Genomic DNA, 15,735 nt, shown 5'->3' with positions numbered 1-15,735 from the left:
GCGGGTCATACTTCATTACACCCTCCTATATATTGCTAGCTGCTGTGTAAGTCTTAAGCAATAAGCTCTCTCCGCGCTTCCTTCTGCCTGCTATGACCTACTACGACTTGGCGGCTCATCCGCTATGGGCTGGATTATTTAGCTATTAAGGACTAGTATTTGCGATTGCACATTCGTGCACCGTATATTTTTAACGTTAAAATTCGTCATTTTCTGCAGGTTTATTTCAACATATCCAGAGGTACCTATGAACAATTCATTAGGGATGGGTTTGCGCCGTGCGGTCTTGCCATTGGCAATACTCAGTGCGATTGCAGGCAGTGCCCAAGCACAAATTGAAGAGGTCGTTGTCACCGCACAGAAGCGTTCAGAGAACTTGCAAGAAACGCCTATTGCGATCTCAGCGCTGACCAGTAACGACATGGAAAAACGCGGCATCCTCGACTACGACGATATCGTTAAATCGATGCCGACCCTGTCGCAGACTCCCTACCCCTCTTCCGATCTATTAATTCTTTATATGCGCGGTCAAGGTGTCTCTGATCCGATGCAGGTAACCAGTGATGGTTCGGTGGGTCTGTACATCGATGGCCTCTATATTTCTCGGCCACAGGGCGCGCTATTTGACCTGGCCGGCCTAGAGCGTGTGGAAGTATTGCGCGGCCCTCAGGGCACACTCTACGGTCGCAACACTACCGGTGGTGCGGTTAACTTGATTACTGCTAAGCCCACTGGCGAGTTTGGTTTTAAGCAATCACTGTCATTTGGTAGTCGTGATTACTTCCGTAGCCTGACCACGGTTGATTTGCCAGAAGTGGGTGATGTGGCGGCTAAACTAACCGTGATGAAGCGCAATCAAGACGGCTATGTTAAGAACTCCGGCGGCGCTGATTACGGTTTAAACGATCAGCTGGGTGGCCGCCTGGCCTTGCGCTGGGATGCCTCTGATGACCTGACGGTGGATTACTCGATGGAGACCGGCACCCTCGAATCGACCCCGGTTTACTATCAGAGCACCGATGATCTGAGCTTCCTCTACCCCGGTTATATCAATGCGAGCAAGCCCACAGGCAAGACTTACCGCCCGATTGACTTAAAACGCACTGAATCAGATTTTGAAGGCCATGGTCTGACTTTGACCTGGGAAGCCAGCGATTCGCTGACCATCAAGTCTTTGACTGGTTATCGCGAACTGAACTTTGATGCCTACCAAAATTACGCTGAGGCATTTTTTGTACCGGCACATTCCTACGACCAGGTAGAAAACCGCCAGTTCTCGCAAGAGTTGCAGTTCATCGGCGATATCGGTAATGAACTCGAATATATCGTCGGTTTGTACTACTTCAAAGAGACCAGTGATCACTACCAGAACTACGTCACCGATTTGCGTCCAGTGGGCGATATCTTGGTTGATAAAGATCGTGATGTGACCTCTACGGCAAAATCCCAGGCCATTTACTCGCAGGTCACCTGGACCCCACCTGTTCTGGATAATCGCTTAGAGCTGACACTTGGCGGCCGCTACACGGAAGATGAGCGCGATGCGAGCCGCGACTTTTTGGTCAACGGCTATCCTTTAGAGATCAATGCCCGCAACGACCAGAGTTTCTACCGCTTTGACCCCTCGTTCACAGCCAACTTTATCTGGAATGATGAGCTCAGCACCTACGCCAAGGTTTCTACAGGCTACAAAGCGGGCGGTTCATCAGAGGGTTCTGCGCCGGGTAACTTTGTGCAAACCTTTGACCCCGAAGAAGTCACTACCTATGAACTTGGCTTAAAGTCTGAGTGGTGGGACCGTCGGTTGCGAGTCAACACTGCGCTGTTCTACAGTGAGTTCACCGATATGCAGCTGGCCTTTGTGTCGGACCCCTACGACCAGTCGGTAATCCAGTCTTATAATGCCGGTGAAGCGACGGTAAAAGGGGCTGAGCTGTCAGTGATCTTAATGCCAACGCCCGACCTGATGTTCCAGTTTGACTATGCCTACCTAGACCCTGAGTTTGATAAGGTGATTACCAGTGCCGGCTCAATTTTTGACCCGGCAATGAACCCTCTGTCTCCTTACCAAGTGGGCGATAACATCAAAGACCTTTTTGTGCTGCCTTATGCACCGCAAGATAGTCTGAGCTTGACGGCGGATTACTCCTTCTGGCGCACTGGCTCAATGGAGGCCAATGCTACCCTGAACTACACTTTCCAATCGAAGGTTTATGACTCAGCGCCAGCTGGTCCGGGTGTGCCAAATCGCCATTTTTACTCCCGTCCGAGCTATGGCTTGCTCGATGCTCGCATAGGTTTTGTGTTCGATCTGCCCCGCGGCAACACTGCAACAGTAGCCCTGTGGGGACGCAATGTGCTGGATAAGGAATATCGCATGCAGGTTACCGGTAGTGGTGGCGCAGCTGTGCCCACACCACTGGGGCCCGCGGGTTTCACTTCTGCGGCAGAGACCTGGGCTGAGCCAGCCACTTATGGTATTGATTTAATCTACGAGTATTAATAACTCTGCTCTTGCGGCCCGCCACTAGGGCGGGTCGCAACTCTCCTAACTTTCCTTCCTGCCTAGCGTATTAGCGGCTTTAAAGTAGCCAGCTTAGCTCCTTAAAGGCCCGCTATTAAGCTCAGTTGCCCGGGCAACTTTCAGCAGAAAAACTATTTAATCGACAAATTTTACTCCCTGCGGGGGCTTGAGATCAGTAAGTTCTGCTCTGTTGGCTGGCTTCTTTACTCTATAAGGGCTAGTATTCGAGCGCACAAAATCGTGTGTCCTGTTACATACGTTGAAACCAGCCCGTGCGGCTGTACTACAGCTTCAACTTTTTTTAGGGAATGTTTATGAATAAATCTTTAGGTATGGGTTTGCGTCGTGCCGTTTTGCCATTGGCCGTCCTAACTGCCATCGCTGGTAGCGCCCAAGCTCAAATCGAAGAAGTCGTGGTCACCGCACAGAAGCGAACGGAAAATCTCCAAGAAACGCCGATCGCGATCTCTGCACTGACCAGTAATGACATGGAAAAACGTGGCATCCTCGATTACGACGATATCGTTAAATCAATGCCGACTCTGTCGCAGACTCCTTACCCCTCTTCCGATCTTTTGATTCTGTATATGCGTGGTCAAGGTGTCTCTGACCCGATGCAGGTAACCAGTGATGGTTCGGTGGGTCTGTACATCGATGGCCTCTATATTTCTCGACCACAGGGTGCACTCTTTGACCTGGCCGGCCTAGAGCGTGTGGAAGTGCTGCGCGGCCCTCAGGGCACACTTTACGGTCGCAACACCACCGGTGGTGCGGTCAACCTGATCACGGCAAAACCAACAGGTGAGTTTGGCTTTAAGCAGACCTTGTCATTTGGTAGCCGCGATTACTTCCGCAGTTTGACTACGGTAGATTTGCCGGCGGTTGGTGACTTAGCCGCTAAGCTGACAGTGATGAAGCGCAACCAAGATGGTTACGTGAAAAACGCTGGTGGCGCGGACTTTGGTCTGAACGATCAGTTAGGTGGTCGCCTCGCGCTGCGCTGGGATGCAGCGGAAAACTTTACTGTTGATTACTCGATGGAGACCGGCACTCTTGAGTCTTCACCAATGTATTACCAGAGTAGTATCGACACTGGTTTGTACCCGGGCTATATCACCGGCAAAAAGCCAACGGGTAAGACTTACCGACCCTTTGACCTCAAGCGCAGTGATTCTGAATTTGAAGGCCATGGCCTGACCTTAACTTGGGATGCAACAGAAGCGCTGACCATTAAGTCTTTAACTGGCTATCGCGAGCTGGATTATGACGGCTATCAAAACTACGCCGAATCCTTCACCATTCCAGCCTACTCCTTTGACCGCGTCGGCAACCGTCAGTACTCGCAAGAGCTGCAATTTATTGGTGATGTGGGTAACAACCTTGAGTACATTGTGGGTCTTTACTACTTCAAAGAGACCAGCGATCACTACCAAAACTACGTCACCGACCTCACCCCAGTGGGTGGCATGATCGTTGATAAAGACCGCGATGTAACCTCTATCGCGAAGTCTCAGGCCATCTATTCTCAGGTAACCTGGACACCGCCAGTATTAGATAATCGCCTTGAGCTAACGCTGGGTGGTCGCTACACAGAAGATGAGCGTGAAGCCACACGTGACTTCTTAGTGAATGGCTTTGCCCTAGAAAGCAATGCGAGTAACGACCAGAGCTTTGAGCAGTTTGACCCTTCATTTACCGCTAACTTCCTGTGGAACGATGAACTGAGCACCTATGCCAAGGTCTCCACCGGTTATAAGGCAGGTGGCTCCTCTGAAGGTTCAGCTCCTGGCACTTTTGAGCAGACTTTTGACCCTGAAGAAGTGACTACCTATGAGCTGGGCTTAAAGTCTGAGTGGTGGGATCGCCGCGTGCGAGTGAACGCTGCGCTGTTCTACAGTGAGTTCACTGATATGCAATTGGCTTTCGTATCAGACGCCTACGACCAGTCACTGATTCAGTCTTACAACGCTGGTGAGGCTACTGTGCAAGGGGCGGAGTTGTCGGTAACTGTGATGCCAACTCCCGATCTTATGCTGCAGTTTGATTACGCTCACCTCGACCCGAAGTTTGATGAGGTAATTGCAACCAGTGGTTCGATCTTCGACCCGGCAATGAACCCCTTGTCTCCCTACCAGGTTGGCGAAGACATCAAGCAGCTCTTTGTACTGCCCTACGCGCCGAAAAGAAGCTTGAACCTGACCGCGGATTATACCTTCTGGCGTACCGCTTCAATGGAAGCTAACGCAACTGTGAACTACAGCTTCCAGTCAGAAGTCTATGACTCAGCACCTGCTGGTCGCGCTGTAGCGGGCCGCGAGTTTTACTCACGTCCGAGCTATGGTTTGTTTGATGCGCGTCTAGGCTTTGTGTTTGATCTGCCGCGTGGCGATACTGCGACAGTCGCTTTGTGGGGACGTAACATCTTCGACAAAGAGTACCGTCAGCACGTAATCGGTAGTGGCGGAGCACCAGTAGCAACACCGCTTGGGCCCGCTGGTTTCACCTTCTCCGCAGTGAGCTGGGCTGAACCGGCAACTTACGGGATTGATCTGATTTACGAATACTAATCCCCGAGAGAGCTTAATCACTACGCCCCGCTAATGCGGGGCGTAGTTGTTTTGGCTACAGGGATTTGACGTGTGCGCTATAGAAAAGGGTTACTTTATCTAGTGGTCTTAGCGTTTAGCAATAATCCACACGGCGTGAACAATACCCGGTATGTAGCCACACAGAGTCAGTAAGATATTGAGCCAAAAATGCCCGCCGATACCCACCTGCAGAAACACACCCAATGGTGGCAATAGAATGGATAGTAAGATACGTATTAAATCCATAAGTACTCTCCTTTAGTTGCAACAGGAATTGTCAGTTTAGAGACTGAGCAGTTTTCCCTTCCCCTAGAGGGTAATCGCTATCGCTTTCTGGGTATACCCATAGTTCTGAAATAATATTGGGATAATCTTTCCAGTAATACTGCAAATCGCTCTTATCCCAGCCCCGATAGATGCTGGTCCAGTCGAAACCATCAATTCGCCAAGCGTGATGAGGCTCTAGGTTGCTGACAAATACGGGCGCAGCGTAATCGCAAAAACGCGTATCAATGCTAATCCGCACACTTTCTTTTGAAGTATTGGGCTCGGCCCGGTGAACACAGCAGGATTGAAATAAGATCACCCCGCCCTGCTCGATATCTGAGACATGCCAGAGCTGCTCATCAGGATAAATTTCACACTGTACGCCACCGACTCCCTCAGCACTAAAGACCTTGCGCACACCACGCCGATGAGAGCCAGGCAGTAGCTGCAAGCGCCCCATGCCCTCCTCCACATCATGCAGCGCTACCCAGATACCTGCCATACTTGGACCCGCCTGATGGGAGTGGGCATCCTGATGCGGCGGTGTTTCGTAGCCGAGCTTGCGGGGCGTGGCAATGCGCGCCATCTTCATCGGGTAGACAAAGACTTGCTCCCCAGCGAGTATCTGCATCAGCTGCTGCAACTCTGCTTGATGAAAAAACTCATGGAAAGACTGCAGTGACTGCATTTTTGGGTACACCTGATCCCATATTGGATCGGTCTCAAAAAAAGGCTGACCCGCTAAGATTGGCCGCTGGTTGCGCTGATCGAAAGTCACATGGGGCTCAAGACAGTCTAAAAATGACTGCAGCATAAGCCTACAGGCCCGCTCGGCGACATAGCGCGGAAAATACAAATAGCCGTAGTCATCAAAGCGTTCTTTGAGTAGTTGTTGGCCTTCCTCTGGTGAGGATTCAATCAGGGGCGCAGTTTTAGACATATCGGTGATTGGTCTCTTATCAATTCGTTACGAGTGGTGATTGAAGTCTGGCTAAGTGTCTATGGAGCAGGCACAGATAATACTTAAGTGAGCGTAAGGCAGGCCACTACTTTGCTGCCAGTCATTGAAGCGTTTCTGGATACGACTGAGGTCGCGCTTGGAGCTGGGGTTGTCGGCAATATCCAAACCGCTAGCTTGTAAGCAGCGGCGCACATCGCCGGTGATGATAAAAGTATCGCGGCCCATATTGCGCAGCACTCGCTGCCCGGTCATGCCGCCCAGTCGACTGCCATGTTTTTTCAGATGAGCAAACAGTCCAATGTGATCATCTTCGGGCCACTGGGCGACGAACTTGCCAAAACTGCCCCACTGCCGAGCCATTTCCACAAGGTAGCGCGCGTTGTGCTGCACCGCGATCACTTTTTGCCGGTTGCGAATAATCAGTGGGTTTTGGCTAAAACGGTCAATTTGCTCGGGACTGAGCAGGACGATCTTCTCTGGTGGGAAGCCGAAAAATACCTCTTCAAAACCCTCCCACTTTTGATTGACCACCCGCCACACAAAGCCGGCCTGAAACACACAGCGGGTCATTTCTGCCAGCCAGCGATCATCCTGAGTACTGCGCAGTTGTTGTGGACTTTTGACCACTGGTAAGCGTTTGGCTAAGGCGGCTTCACCGCCCAAGCGCTCCAGCGCGCGCTGATGAATAGTGGCAAAACTGTCCATATTCTCCTCTCCGCTCAAACAGACTTACTTGAAGGGCGAGACAATGCGCAGGCTGCTGCCCTCGCGGCCGCCCTGCAGGTCAATGCGCAGATCCATTTGCTCTTTCAGCTCGCTGACGTGGGAAATAATGCCGACCATGCGCCCCGCCTTTTGCAGTTCCATCAAGGTGTTTATGGCAAGTTCCAACGCTTCGCTATCGAGCGAGCCAAAGCCTTCGTCGACAAACAATGTGTCCAGCGCAATGCCGCCGGTCTGGGACTGCACCACATCCGATAAGCCCAGGGCCAAGGACAGTGCAGCCATAAAGCTTTCACCGCCAGATAAGGTCGCCACTGGCCGAGCACTGCCGCTGAAGTCGTCGTGAACTTCTAGGTCCAAACCGGCGGCGCGCCGCCCTTTATTGGCGTCGAGTTTGCGAATCAGCTGATAGCGACCGCCCGACATTTTAGACAGGCGTAAACTGGCCTGCACCAAGACATCATCTAAGAGCACCCCTAGTACATAGCGCTGCAAGCTGATTTTGGCGCCAGTACTGCCGGTCGCGACATCGGCTAAGGTGCCGACCACTTGGTAGCGCTGCTCCAGAGCCTGATTGGCCTTTCGCTGAGCTTGTAGCTTAGCTTGAGTGGACTCCAGTGTGTTGAGCCGCTGGCGCTGGTTTTGTAGCGCTAGTTGCGCGGCATCACGTTGTTCACGTGCGCTTAATTCCGCGCCACTTAAGACCTGAACATCTGCCAGCTCTCGCCCTTGGGTTTCCTGTTCTAGGGTCTCTACGGTGGTACGGATTTGACTCACAGCGGCGTCGTAGTCTTCCACTTTACGCTGGAGCTTCTCCAGCTCCTGGCGCTCCATGGCGGCGGCACTGCGCTCTTGCTCGCTGGCAAAGGGGCTCTCAGCCAGTGCCTGCTTGAAGCCCTCCTGCGAGCCTTGCTGCCTTTCGCGCTGCTGTTGTAGTGTTTGGCTAAGGGCCTTTTCAGTGGCCTGAGCGCCTTCCTGCTTTCGGTCAGCTTCAGCAAAATCCGTCTCCGCTTTTTGCCAAGCGCTTTCCATTGCCTGCAGTCTGGCTTCGCTCTCTTTTAAAGCCGCTGCCAGCTGACCCTGTTCTCGGTAATCTTCAGGGAGCTCGTCCTCCAGATGCGCAACTTGTGAGCTCTTCTGGGTCAAGGCGACCCGGGCCTCAGATTCTTTAGTGGCGTTATTACCTAGGGCTTGCTCGGCTTCACTCAGCGCTTGTTTGAGTGATTTCTGCCGCTGTTCTGCCGCAGCGAGTAATTGACTGTGCTGCTCACGCTGGCGCAAGTCCTGCTGCAAGGCTTTCAGCTCAGCCCTTAAGCTCTCACTTTCAGGTGCTGCTTGGCCATCGAACTTGTCAAGCAGTTGCTGTTGCTGTTGTTCCTGCGCTTGCTGCTGGCTGCCTAAACTGGCCAGCTCCCGCTCACATTCACTGAGTTTTTGCTGGGCACTTTGTAAGCAGCGCTCTTGTGCTTCAAGTATCTCCTCGTCGGGCGTCTCGAGCCAATCGCTTTGACCTTTATCTCCTGTCTCCGTGGCCGGTGCGGGATGCGACTCACTGCCACAGACTGGACAGGGCTGGCCCTCTTGGAGGCTGTCAGCCAACACACGTGCCTGACCGAGGTGCCAGGCGCGACGCAGCTGACGAAGTTTGCGATCCTCCTCCTCGACCTGCGCGTGCTGCTGTTGTTTTTGTTGTTCACTTTTAATCAGCTGTTGCTGGAGGCTTTGTAACTGGGCCTGTAGCCGCTCCAGTGCCTGAGCCTGCTCCACTGCTTGCTTGCACCGTGCAATTTGCAGCTCAAGACCCGTGGCACGCTCGACCTTGCCACGCAAATTTTCAATCTCGGCTAACACGGCAAGCTCTTCATCGCGCAGACTATCGAGCTGCTGCTGGGCCCTGCGCTGTTCGCGCTGACAGGTATCTAATGCTTCCTGCTGGGCTCTTAGTGCTTCACGGGCCGCTTGCAGGACCTCCAAACGTGGCACATAGCGCCGCAGGTCGTTCAATGTGCTTTTCAGAGCTTCGCGTTCTGGCTGGCGCGCTTGTTCAGCTGCTAGCAGCTCAGCGGCATTGCTTTTGGTCTGTTTAGCGCTGGCCAGCTCGGCCCTGGCTGTGCTGAGTTTTTGCTCTGCCTTAGTCAGCGCTTCAGTACTTTCCTGTAGGCGCAGTAAAACCGGCTCAATCAGCTGGGCTGCTTGGGCCAATTTGACTTGCTGGCGCTGCTGTTGGACGCTGGCGGCTTGTGACTCGAGTTGATCGCGGCTTTGCTGGGCAGTTTTTAGGCGTGCCAGGGTGGCCTCAAGCTGCTTGGCTTTAGTCAGCTGGCGCTCGGCTTGCTGCCACTGCTGATAAAGGCTTTGATAGTCCTGTTCAGCAAGGCTTAAGTCTTGTTGGCGCTGCTGCAGCTCGGCTAATAAACTTTTTTCATCCTCCACTTCGCCGGAACTGAGAATGCCGCGGAGCAGAGTTAGTCCATCTTCATGGTCGCGTCGGATCGAAGCGGCTGATTGTTTCAGGCGCTCTTCAATACGCTTGTAGATACCAGTCTGGAATAGGGATTGAAAAATACTTTCCCGCTCCTGTGAGCTTGCCAGTAATAATTTGCGAAACTGTCCTTGCGGTAACACCATCACTTGGCGGAACTGCTCAGCGCTCATGCCGATAATATCTTTGATATAGCGATTAGCATCCAGCACCTTTTGTTCCACCAACAAGCTGCCTGACTCGGTGCTGCCATCCTCGCCTAGACGATACAGTTCAGCCCGCGACTTATGCTCGGTGAGACCCTCCCCGCGCTGCTTGGGGCGCAGCTGGTCAGGACTGCGGGTAATTTGATAGCGATGCCGACCGAGGGCGAAACTCAGGCTCACTTCGGTGAGCAGCTCGGGAGGACTGTGCTGGCAGCGCATTTGAGCCGCTTCGCGCTCAGCACCTGTTGTGCTGCCATAGAGGGCGTAGCAAATGGCATCTAAAATTGTGGTCTTGCCGGATCCAGTAGGACCATTGATCAGGAACAAAGGTGCATTGCCAAGGTCGGCAAAATTAATTTCCTCAGTGGCAGCAAAGGGGCCGAAAGCTTGCATCCTTAGGGTCAGCGGTCTCACGGGTTGCCCTCCTCTTGATCTAAGCTATCGAGCACGCTGAGCAAGTAATCTTTCTGCTCATCCGACAGTGCGTCGCCTTGCACCTCTTGGAAAAACTCGCTGAATAATTCCAGCTGCGATTTTTGTAGCATCTCGCGACTCGCTAACGGCGCACTGTGATCGAGTTGTTCACGTGCGGCAAATTGCGCTTGTAAGGCATTGGGATAAACTCTGCGCAGTTTGCCCATAACATCCAACAGTGCCCCGCTGTCGCTCAATCGGACACCAATAAAATCTTCAAAGTGCGGGTCACTAGCGCCCTGCTCTAACAGCTCTTCTAACTGCCCCTCAAGGATGCGGAGATTGCGCAAGGGCTTGAGTGGCCGCTCATCAATCTCAATCTCCCCGCTCGCAGAGATATCCACCAAGGTCACGGATTTGTTGTGATTCACCTCTGAGAATGAATACTTAAGAATTGAGCCACTGTAGCGAATATGTGGCGCCCCTTGAAATTGACGGCCGTGCAAGTGGCCTAGGGCGGCATAGGTGTAGGGCATAAATAGGGAGGCGGGAACCCGGTCGGCTCCACCCATGGACAGCGGTCGCTCCGACTCACTCTCGCTAGCGCCGTCGACAAAACAGTGGGCCAGTACAATACTTGGGCGCCCTGCTGTGCGCTGGGCTTGGGCGCGCTCAAGCAAGGCTGCCATGGCCTCTTCGTGAGTGCTTACCTGGGCGCCGAGAGCTTGTCGCACCGTTGCTGGGCCGGCATAAGGCAGGGCAAAAAAGTCATAGTCGTGTTCAGCGAAGCGCAGTGTAATAGGCTTGATATCGGACTGCAGTGGCCCGGCAATATGTAAGCCGGCATCGCTAAACAGTTCGGCAGCAAATCCGAGGCGCTCTGGACTGTCATGGTTGCCGGCAATCACCAGCACTTGGCGTTGTAGCTCTAGGCAGAGACTGCGCAGAAACTCTCCCATCAGGGACACCGCCTCGGCTGGGGGCACTGATCGATCGTAAATATCGCCGGCAATGGCCACCACATCGACGGCCTCTTCGCGCACGATTTCAACAATTTGTTGCAGCACATGGGCCTGATCTTCCAGCAGAGAAACTCCGTGGAGTTGGCGACCCAAATGCCAGTCAGAGGTGTGTAACAAACGCAATTGTACGCTCCGCAAAAAGCCAAAAAGTTAAGAGCGAATCATATCACCGCAGGGGCATGGCTTGGCGGCCAATTCAGGATTTGCTTCGCTGCTGATACTTTGGCAGACGTAAATCGTAGAGCAGTGCTGCAGCGCGCAATAAAAATGCCGCTGCAATAGACAGCGGTAAAGCCACTGGCGCAGATATCGAGAAGGCATTGAGCAAAACGAAGCTGCTGGCACCAAGCAGTGCGGCGGTGCCATAAATTTCAGGGTTCAGTATGACTGGCGGGCGCCCGATCAAAGTGTCACGCAGCAGTGAGCCAAAACTAGCTGTCATCATGCCCATGCCAATGGCCACGATCACTGGTGCGTTCCAGGCTAGGGCCTTCTGAGTACCCAGCACGCTAAATAGCGCTAAGCCCATCGCGTCGGCCCACAATAGCAATTGACGCCGGGACTCAAAGCGATGGGCTAGGAACCATGTCGCTATCGACGCTGCGAGGCATGCCCAGAGATAAGTGGTATCGACAATCCAAAAAATATGGTCGGTATGTAATAAAACATCCCGCAGAGTACCGCCGCCGACGCCAGTGAGCGTACCAAATAAAACAAAGGTCAGAATATCCATGCGACGCTCCGCAGCAGCCAGTGCTCCGGTGATGGCAAAGACTGCCACGCCGAGCAAATCAAAGGTATAGATAGTAGTCGCCAGGTTCATTCCTTGGCATCTCCTTCACTGGCGGCGCGTGCTATGATTCGCGGACAAAGTAAGTTATGGAACACGCGGTTTATGAAATCCCCCTTAATCTTAACAGTTGTCGGCTCTGTTGCTGTGATTACGATCGTCGCTGCGCTGGCCTGGTTAACCCAAGAAAATAGTGCAGACGATGGCTGTCAGCAAAAAGACGTCAGTGCTGCGGTACTTGCCGACAGTGACGGCGATCAAGAAGGGCTGATTAATCGAGCCATCATTGTAAGGGGCAACTGTGATCAAAACGAGCGCGATTAAGCTTATTATTTCACCTGGCTTGCTGTTTTTGGCCAGCTTTTTCTTCGCCACTCTCGGTCACAGCTCAGCAACGCAGCAGCACAATACCGCCGCGGCAGCAAATCACTTACTTGAGACCCGCTGCATGGTCTGTCATGGTTGCTATGATGCGCCCTGCCAGCTCAAACTCGAAGCCCAGCAAGGCCTTGAGCGCGGCGCCAACAAAGCGCTGGTGTATGACGGAACGCGCCTGTTAGCTGCTGATCTGACGCGCCTTTTTGACGATGGGCACAGTGTTGAAGAGTGGCGCGAACAGGGTTTTTATTCAGTTACTGACCAACACAAGCCTGAAGATGGCTTGATGTATCGCATGCTGGCCCTGAAACAGCAGCAGCCACTGCCCGCCAAGGGTCCTCTTGCCGAGAGCTTTGATTTTTCACTGCACCGTGAGCAGCAGTGCCCCAAGCAAGATGAATTTGATCGTTTCGCTGAACAATATCCTCTCTGGGGCATGCCCTATGGCCTGCCCGGCCTTAATCCTGAAGAGCACCAAGTGATGGTGGACTGGCTAAAAAATGGAGCAACGCCGGCCCCTAGAGCAGCCTTGGACGACTACCTGCAAGCAGAGCTGCATCGCTGGGAAGCTTTTCTTAACGGCGATAGTCTGAAGCAGCGCTTGATGTCGCGCTATCTTTACGAGCACTTGTTCCTAGCTACTCTGTATTTACGCGAAGACGCCAATCCACGCTGGTTTCGCTTAGTGCGCTCGGCGACTCCCCCGGGCCAAGCCATCGACTTGATCAGCACTCGCCGCCCTTATGACGCCCCCAAAGTTGATCGGGTCTATTACCGTTTACAAGAGATGCCGATTACGCCACTGGGCAAAAGCCACTTGGCCTATCGCTTCGATAGCAAACGCCGGGCCTGGTATGAGCAAAACTTTCTTGAGCCTGAGTACAGCGTGCAACAACTGCCCAGTTATGAGCCCACAATTGCAGCTAACCCTTTCAAAAGTTTTGTCGATATTCCGGTGCGAGCTCGCTACCGCTTTTTGTTGCGCGAAGCCCAATTCACTATTATGAACTTCATCAAAGGCCCCGTGTGTCGAGGCCAGGTCGCCCTGAACGTCATTGAAGACCGTTTCTGGGTTATGTTTGCCGACCCAGAGGCCATCGACCCAGAGCTCGATGCAGCCTTTTTGGCCCGCGAGAGTGATAATTTACGCCTTCCGATCAGTAAAACGGGCACCGCGATTGATATTCTGACCTGGCGCAGCTATGCCCGCTCACACGATCGCTACCAAAAGGCCAAAGCGCGTCATATGCTTGACAATCTCGAGCGCACGGGCCGCAAAATCAATGTAGAAAGCATTTGGGATGGCGATGGCAATAATGACAATGCCTCGCTGACTATCTTCCGCCATTTCGATACGGCTTCAGTGGTGAAAGGTATGGTGGGTGAGACGCCCAAGACAGCCTGGCTTATCAGTTACTCGCTGCTAGAGCGTATTCACTACCTATTGGTAGCAGGCTTTGATGTCTATGGCGCGGTGGCGCATCAACTTGAGTCCCGTTTGTATATGGACTTTTTGCGCATGGAGGGTGAGCTAAACTTTTTGCTCTATCTACCGTCAGAGCACCGCTTGCGTTTACGAGAGTATTGGTATCGCGATGCCCCAGGTTTTGCCAAAGAGCATGTCTTTGCCAAAAGCCGCCTAGTCCAAGAGCGCGAGCCGGACATAGCATTTAGTACTGAGTATCCTAAAGCAGAGCTTTTGGGTTTAATGCGCGAGCGTATCCACGGTGCCAAGGCCCTGCACTACGACTACCGGCAGCAGGCCTCAGGACAAATCCGCGAGGCTTTAGATCGCTTGGTGTATAGCATTGGCGAACACAATAGCTACCTGCCCCAGGTCAGCTTTCTCAATGTTATTGGCAATGAGCGGGACGAGGTTTACAGCATTTTGCGGGATTCCTCTTACAGCAATATTGCCCTGCTGTTCTTGGAGGAATACCGCCGTATTCCGGCCGAGGATGAGTTGAGCATTGTCAGTGGTTTTATTGGTGAGCATCCCAACCTGTTTTTCCAAGTGCATGAAAAGCAGCTGCCCTCATTTGCGGCGGATTTGACCACACTCAGCAGTCAACAAGACTGGCAGGCCTTCCGTGAGCGCTACGCGGTGAGTCGCAACGCGCCTTGGTTTTGGCAGCTCAGTGACAAGCTTCACAACAAACATCGCAGCGCTGACCCGATTCACAACGGTCTGTTTGATTACAACCGCTATCTCGGCAATGAGTGACAAGTGCTAGGCAAGGCCCTGTATTGTCGGGGCCTTGCCTAGCGATATGGGGTCGGGCTTTGTGCCTTGGTGGCACTTACACTAAGGGACTACGGCTGCGCTGCCAAAGTTTTTGAATGCTGCGCTCGAGGGTGCTTTCGGCGGCCATGCCAAGCTTTTCCTGCCACTGTTTTTTCTGAAGGTAGCGCACTTCATAGATCTCCCAGTCAGCAAGGCGCTGCTGAATAAAGGCGTCACTGGTGCCAATTTCATCCACCAGGCCCTCCTGCAGTGCGTTGCGGCCGTACCAAACTTCTCCAGTGGCTACTTTGTCGATATCTAAGCTTGGACGCGCTTCTTTGACAAAGGATTTGAACAGCTCGTGGGTCAACTCTAGATCTTGGCTAAACTTTTCACGGGCCTTGTCGGTGTTCTCACCAAACATGGTCATGGTCCGTTTGTACTCACCTGCGGTGAGCAACTCGTAGTCGATATCGTGCTTTTTGAGCAGGCGGTGAAAGTTAGGAATCTGGGCGAGCACGCCAATGGAGCCAATCACAGCAAAGGGTGCAGCGAGGATGCGATCGGCCAGACAGGCCATCATGTAGCCACCACTGGCAGCTACCTTATCGACGGCAATGGTCAGAGGAACTCCGGCATCTTTAATGCGCTGCAACTGGCTCGCTGCCAAACCGTAGCTATGCACCAGGCCGCCGGGGCTTTCAAGCTTTAACAAAATAGCATCGCCCTCTTTGGTCTGTGACAGCACAGCCGAGATTTCCTCGCGTAGGTTTTCGGTGGCTCCGGCGTTCATGTCGCCGTCAAAAGACAGCGTAAAAAGCCGTGGCTTGCTGGGGCAGGCTTGGCTGCCCTGCCCTTTTTTATCAGCGCTGCGAGCTGCCTTTTTATCGGCTTTGGACTTTTGCTTGGCCGCTTTGCGTGCGGCTTTTTGTTCCAGCTTGAAGGTGTTTTTATCAATCACATGTTGGCGAATCACATCGGCCATATCTTTGTAGCGATCGTTGATATGACGGATTTCGATGTGCCCATCGGGCTGCCCCTTCTGGCGATGACCGAGGGAAACGATGGCAGTAAGAACTACCAGTAAAGCGACGACGATAGTGACTGCTTGCGCTAAAAACAGCCCGTATTGAGCAATAAATTCCAAGAATAACTC

General features: G+C 52.9%; 11 protein-coding genes. 4 read left to right on the top strand and 7 right to left on the bottom strand.

Features of this window, described 5'->3' with window-relative positions; genetic code table 11:
- Nucleotides 1-247: 247 nt before the first annotated feature.
- Both H2508_RS03795 and H2508_RS03790 read left to right on the top strand, forming a co-directional pair.
- Nucleotides 248-2,503 (top strand): TonB-dependent receptor, encoded by a 2,256-nt coding sequence (locus tag H2508_RS03795; RefSeq protein WP_182169040.1) that lies wholly within the window; start codon nt 248-250, stop codon nt 2,501-2,503.
- 335 nt (nt 2,504-2,838) lie between these two features.
- The gene (locus H2508_RS03790; protein ID WP_182169039.1) at nt 2,839-5,091 is read left to right on the top strand and encodes a TonB-dependent receptor; all 2,253 of its coding nucleotides are present in this window, start codon (nt 2,839-2,841) and stop codon (nt 5,089-5,091) included.
- A gap of 108 nt (nt 5,092-5,199) precedes the next feature.
- Here the strand turns inward: H2508_RS03790 and H2508_RS03785 are convergent, their stop codons facing one another.
- From H2508_RS03785 to H2508_RS03760, 6 genes are all read right to left on the bottom strand, one after another.
- Complete coding sequence (locus H2508_RS03785) at nt 5,200-5,358, bottom strand: YqaE/Pmp3 family membrane protein (RefSeq protein WP_182169038.1); 159 nt, start codon at nt 5,356-5,358, stop codon at nt 5,200-5,202.
- Nucleotides 5,359-5,389: 31 nt separating this feature from the next.
- On the bottom strand, nt 5,390-6,319 hold the full coding sequence (locus H2508_RS03780) for a phytanoyl-CoA dioxygenase family protein (protein WP_182169037.1): 930 nt from the start codon (nt 6,317-6,319) through the stop codon (nt 5,390-5,392).
- 51 nt (nt 6,320-6,370) lie between these two features.
- Nucleotides 6,371-7,045, bottom strand: a complete 675-nt coding sequence (locus H2508_RS03775) for a DNA-3-methyladenine glycosylase I (RefSeq protein WP_182169036.1) — start codon at nt 7,043-7,045, stop codon at nt 6,371-6,373.
- Nucleotides 7,046-7,069: 24 nt separating this feature from the next.
- Entirely contained in the window at nt 7,070-10,165 is a 3,096-nt protein-coding gene (locus H2508_RS03770) for an AAA family ATPase (RefSeq protein WP_182169035.1), read from the bottom strand.
- The gene (locus H2508_RS03765; RefSeq protein WP_182169034.1) at nt 10,162-11,310 is read right to left on the bottom strand and encodes an exonuclease SbcCD subunit D; all 1,149 of its coding nucleotides are present in this window, start codon (nt 11,308-11,310) and stop codon (nt 10,162-10,164) included. Before H2508_RS03765 ends, H2508_RS03770 begins: the two co-directional genes overlap by 4 nt.
- A gap of 73 nt (nt 11,311-11,383) precedes the next feature.
- Nucleotides 11,384-12,010 (bottom strand): trimeric intracellular cation channel family protein, encoded by a 627-nt coding sequence (locus tag H2508_RS03760; RefSeq protein WP_182169033.1) that lies wholly within the window; start codon nt 12,008-12,010, stop codon nt 11,384-11,386.
- A 72-nt stretch (nt 12,011-12,082) separates the two neighbouring features.
- Here H2508_RS03760 and H2508_RS03755 point away from each other — a divergent pair, with 72 nt between their 5' ends.
- Nucleotides 12,083-12,301 carry a hypothetical protein gene (locus H2508_RS03755; protein WP_182169032.1) on the top strand — a complete coding sequence of 73 codons (219 nt, stop codon included), beginning with the start codon at nt 12,083-12,085 and terminating at the stop codon, nt 12,299-12,301.
- Nucleotides 12,279-14,579: a fatty acid cis/trans isomerase gene (locus H2508_RS03750; protein WP_328799306.1), complete on the top strand. Its 2,301-nt coding sequence runs from the start codon at nt 12,279-12,281 to the stop codon at nt 14,577-14,579. Before H2508_RS03755 ends, H2508_RS03750 begins: the two co-directional genes overlap by 23 nt.
- 76 nt (nt 14,580-14,655) lie before the next feature.
- Here H2508_RS03750 and sohB read toward each other — a convergent pair whose 3' ends face one another.
- Nucleotides 14,656-15,726, bottom strand: coding sequence for a protease SohB (gene sohB / locus H2508_RS03745; RefSeq protein WP_182169031.1), 1,071 nt, complete (start codon nt 15,724-15,726; stop codon nt 14,656-14,658).
- Nucleotides 15,727-15,735: the final 9 nt, after the last annotated feature.

The sequence above is a fragment of the Sediminihaliea albiluteola genome (assembly GCF_014077625.1).
GTDB classification, from domain to species: Bacteria; Pseudomonadota; Gammaproteobacteria; order Pseudomonadales; family Halieaceae; genus Sediminihaliea; species Sediminihaliea albiluteola.
Note: the sequence above shows the minus strand (reverse complement) of the source record. Positions and strands in the feature narration are given on the sequence as shown.

What these genes read in the sequence shown, in the direction of transcription:
- H2508_RS03755 (WP_182169032.1), top strand. Translation starts at nt 12,083, where the DNA reads ATGAAATCCCCCTTAATCTTAACAGTTGTCGGCTCTGTTGCTGTGATT.
- H2508_RS03775 (WP_182169036.1), bottom strand. Translation starts at nt 7,045, where the DNA reads ATGGACAGTTTTGCCACTATTCATCAGCGCGCGCTGGAGCGCTTGGGC.
- H2508_RS03780 (WP_182169037.1), bottom strand. Translation starts at nt 6,319, where the DNA reads ATGTCTAAAACTGCGCCCCTGATTGAATCCTCACCAGAGGAAGGCCAA.
- H2508_RS03785 (WP_182169038.1), bottom strand. Translation starts at nt 5,358, where the DNA reads ATGGATTTAATACGTATCTTACTATCCATTCTATTGCCACCATTGGGT.
- H2508_RS03790 (WP_182169039.1), top strand. Translation starts at nt 2,839, where the DNA reads ATGAATAAATCTTTAGGTATGGGTTTGCGTCGTGCCGTTTTGCCATTG.
- H2508_RS03795 (WP_182169040.1), top strand. Translation starts at nt 248, where the DNA reads ATGAACAATTCATTAGGGATGGGTTTGCGCCGTGCGGTCTTGCCATTG.
- H2508_RS03760 (WP_182169033.1), bottom strand. Translation starts at nt 12,010, where the DNA reads ATGAACCTGGCGACTACTATCTATACCTTTGATTTGCTCGGCGTGGCA.